This is a genomic window from Pseudomonas sp. 05T35, from assembly GCF_056396605.1.
Genome location: NZ_JBFTLU010000462.1, coordinates 1 through 3,466 on the forward strand (window position 1 = coordinate 1; position 3,466 = coordinate 3,466).

Genomic DNA, 3,466 nt, shown 5'->3' on the forward strand with positions numbered 1-3,466 from the left:
AGGTTGCGGCCATTGCAATGAACAGCGGACTGAGTTTGAGGGTGATGCTCACGCGGGATACAGCTCCTTGGGTCAATAACAAGCGTTGTTATAGTTAATAATCCGGGTATTTCTTATTGGGTAATAACGAAGGAATGCCTGACAAATACACAACGAAAAAAAGCCGCTGATAGCAGCGGCTTGAAGACAACTTCTCAAGGGAAAGAGCCCTGAGAAGTGTCGAGGGAAACTGAGTGGTGTTGCCGATCAGCTGTCTTTTCCAACCTGTGGTTGAGACTGATCAGCCGATGTTTGACGGGTTTGCTCGGGTTTCTGTGCTTTTGCGGTCAGTTCAGCCTGGGACTTGTCGAAGGCTGCGGCGCGTGCGGCATTATGCGCGACAAATGCCGGCGACTCTTCAGCCATGGCAAAGGGAGACAACAACAAGGACGACAAAACGAAAGCGCTGGCAATACCCATACTGTTGGACATCTTGAAAACCTTCTTGCTTGGCAAGTGCTGTTTGGTGTGGCCAAGGTAAAGGTCTTGGGGGGTGGGAAAAAGAGCGGATTGCATAAAGGACTGTTGCATCAAGAGCAACAGTAGGTGGGGCTGCAAATACCTGTAGCAGCTGCCGAAGGCTGCGTTCGGCCGCGCAGCGGTCGTAAATCCTGTCTACACGGATTACCTGAAAAACCGCAGCGCATGATTTCACGACTGCTGCGCCCGAACGCGGACCGAGCCGAACGCAGGCTGCGCCAGCTGCTACAGGGGGGGATGTAGCAGTGGGGGAATCAAATCGGCAAATAGATTCCGAACGTATTCACGCCGTTATCGCTGCGCACAAACACATTGCCGCCGTGCATCAGCGCAATCGCCTTGACGATGGCCAGCCCGAGGCCATGGTTGGCGCCGCTGTTGCTGCGCGAGGCGTCGACCCGGTAGAAACGCTCGAACAAGCGCGGCAAGTGTTCGCTGGCGATGGGCTCGCCGGGGTTGGCGACGCCGATACTGACCTGATGTTCCTGAACATCGATCTTCACCCGGATGACCTGGCCKGGAGCCGTGTGCTGCACCGCGTTGTTCAGCAGATTGATCAACGCCCGGCGCAGGTGCGCGATTTCGATCTGCACCTGGGCATCGCCGCTGACCTGAACCTTGACCTGCGCGTCCTCAAGGATGAAATCCAGGTAGTCCAGGGTGGTGGCGACTTCGTCCGCAAGCGAGGTGGTGGTCAGTTTGGTGGCCTTGCTGCCCTGGTCGGCGCTGGCCAGAAACAGCATGTCGTTGATGATCGAGCGCAGCCGTTCGAGTTCTTCGAGGTTCGATTGCAGCACTTCGAAGTAGTGCTCCGCCGAGCGCCCACGGGTCAGGGCAACCTGGGTCTGGCCGATCAGGTTGGTCAGCGGCGAGCGCAGTTCGTGGGCGACATCGGCATTGAACGATTCAAGTCGCGTGTAGGCTTGTTCGACCCGCTCCAGCGTCGAGTTGAACGAGCTGACGAACTGATTGAGTTCTGGCGGCAGCGGCGACAGTTGCAGTCGTGAGGACAGCAACGGCGGTGCCAGTCGTTGAGCTTCCTGCGACAACTTGATCAACGGTTTGAGGCCGATTCGCGCCACCCAGTAACCCAGCGCCGAGGCCAGCAGCACACCGATGATTGCCAGGCTGATCAAGGCGATCAGCAAGTGATGCTGGGTCTCATAGAAGGTTTGCGTGTCGATGCCGATCATGAAGCGCAGCGGTGGACGCTGGTCCTTGGCCGGAAACTGGCTGACCAGCACTTTCATCGGATAGGGTTGACCCGGCAGTTGTACGTCGCGCTTGCCGGTTGGCCCTTGCGCCAAGGCACGGATCTGCGGGGTGATGTTGCCGTATTCGTAGTTGGCATCGCCGCTGATGATCCAGAAACTGATGCGCTTGTCCTCTTCGCCAAGCAGGTTGAGTTTGTTGTTGATCTTCACCCAGTGCTCTGGCGTACCGAAGCGCCCGACCGTGGATTCGAGCACGCTGTAACGCGCATCCAGTTCGGCTGCCGGCAACAGCGCCAGGCCTTTTTCGACCTGTTGATACAGCGCCCAGCCGATCAACAGAAATACCAGCGCCGCCACCAGCGTGAACATGCCGCTCAGGCGCAGGGCGATTGAATTACGAGGCACTGCGGCTCTCCAGCACATAGCCCATGCCGCGAATGGTGTGCAGCAGTTTCTCTTCGAACGGCCCGTCGATTTTCGCCCGCAGACGCTTGATCGCAACTTCGACGACGTTGGCGTCGCTGTCGAAATTGATGTCCCAGACCATCTCGGCAATCGCGGTTTTCGAGAGAATTTCACCCTGACGCCGGGCCAGCACGCTGAGCAGCGAGAACTCCTTGGCGGTCAGGTCCAGCCGCGTACCGGCACGGGTGGCCTTGCGGCTGATCAAGTCAATCCACAGGTCGGCAATGGTCACTTGCACCGGCTCGTGGCCACCGCTACGGCGGGTCAGCGCTTGCAGGCGGGCGACCAGTTCGAGAAACGAAAAGGGTTTGCCCAGATAATCGTCGGCRCCATCGCGTAGGCCTTTGATCCGGTCTTCGACACGCTCGCGGGCGGTCAGCATGATCACCGGGGTCTGTTTGCGGGCACGCAGGGCGCGCAGCACGCCGTAGCCGTCGAGACCCGGCAGCATCACGTCGAGGATGATCACCGCGTAATCGTTTTCGAGCGCCAGGTGCAAACCTTCGACGCCGTCCGGCGCCCGGTCCACGGTGTAACCCTGTTCGGTCAGGCCGCGGTACAGATAATCCGCGGTTTTCTCTTCGTCTTCGATAATCAGAACGCGCATGACCCGCCTCAGTGTGTAGTCGCCAGCGCAGGCGCTGGTGTGGAGCGATGGAACACCCGCTCAAGCCATAAGTATATGACTGGCGTGGTAAACAGCGTCAGCGCCTGGCTGACCAGCAAGCCGCCGACCACCGCGATCCCCAGTGGTTGGCGCAGTTCGGCACCGGTGCCGTAGCCGAGCATCAGCGGCAGGGCGCCGAGCAGGGCGGCGAGGGTGGTCATCATGATCGGCCGGAACCGCGTGAGGCATGCCTCGAAAATCGCCTCTTGCGGGGACAGCCCGCGATTGCGCTGGGCGTCGAGGGCGAAGTCGATCATCAGGATGCCGTTCTTCTTGACGATACCGATCAGCAGCACCAGGCCGATCAACGCCATGATCGAGAAGTCCTGGCCGAGGATCCACAGCAATATCAAGGCGCCGAGACCGGCCGAAGGCAAGGTCGAGATGATGGTCAGTGGGTGCACGAAGCTCTCATAGAGCACGCCAAGAATGATGTACACCGCCACCAGCGCCGCCAGAATCAGCCACGGCTGGCTGGCCAGTGAACTCTGGAACGCCTGGGCCGCGCCCTGGAAATTGCCATTGACCGAGGCCGGCATGCCGATGTCGTTCTTCGCCTGGTTGAGCAAAATCACCGCATCGCCCAACGCCACGCCAGGCG

The 3,466-nt window shown here is 59.4% G+C and carries 4 protein-coding genes; all 4 read right to left on the reverse strand.

Translation table 11 applies throughout. The features are described from left to right. Positions 1-246: 246 nt before the first annotated feature. On the reverse strand, positions 247-471 hold the full coding sequence (locus AC1DH9_RS25325; protein ID WP_427546949.1) for a hypothetical protein: 225 nt from the start codon (positions 469-471) through the stop codon (positions 247-249). A gap of 302 nt (positions 472-773) precedes the next feature. After that, positions 774-2,138, reverse strand: a complete 1,365-nt coding sequence (locus AC1DH9_RS25330; RefSeq protein ID WP_427546930.1) for a heavy metal sensor histidine kinase — start codon at positions 2,136-2,138, stop codon at positions 774-776. Beyond that, on the reverse strand, positions 2,128-2,805 hold the full coding sequence (locus AC1DH9_RS25335) for a heavy metal response regulator transcription factor (protein WP_145015036.1): 678 nt from the start codon (positions 2,803-2,805) through the stop codon (positions 2,128-2,130). The genes AC1DH9_RS25330 and AC1DH9_RS25335 overlap by 11 nt, the downstream gene beginning before the upstream one ends. Positions 2,806-2,813: 8 nt before the next feature. Further along, on the reverse strand, positions 2,814-3,466 hold a 653-nt coding region (locus tag AC1DH9_RS25340; RefSeq protein ID WP_477809000.1), incomplete at its 5' end, for an efflux RND transporter permease subunit.

Excerpts from the sequence above, each read along its gene's own strand:
- AC1DH9_RS25325 (WP_427546949.1), bottom strand. The coding sequence starts at position 471 with ATGTCCAACAGTATGGGTATTGCCAGCGCTTTCGTTTTGTCGTCCTTG.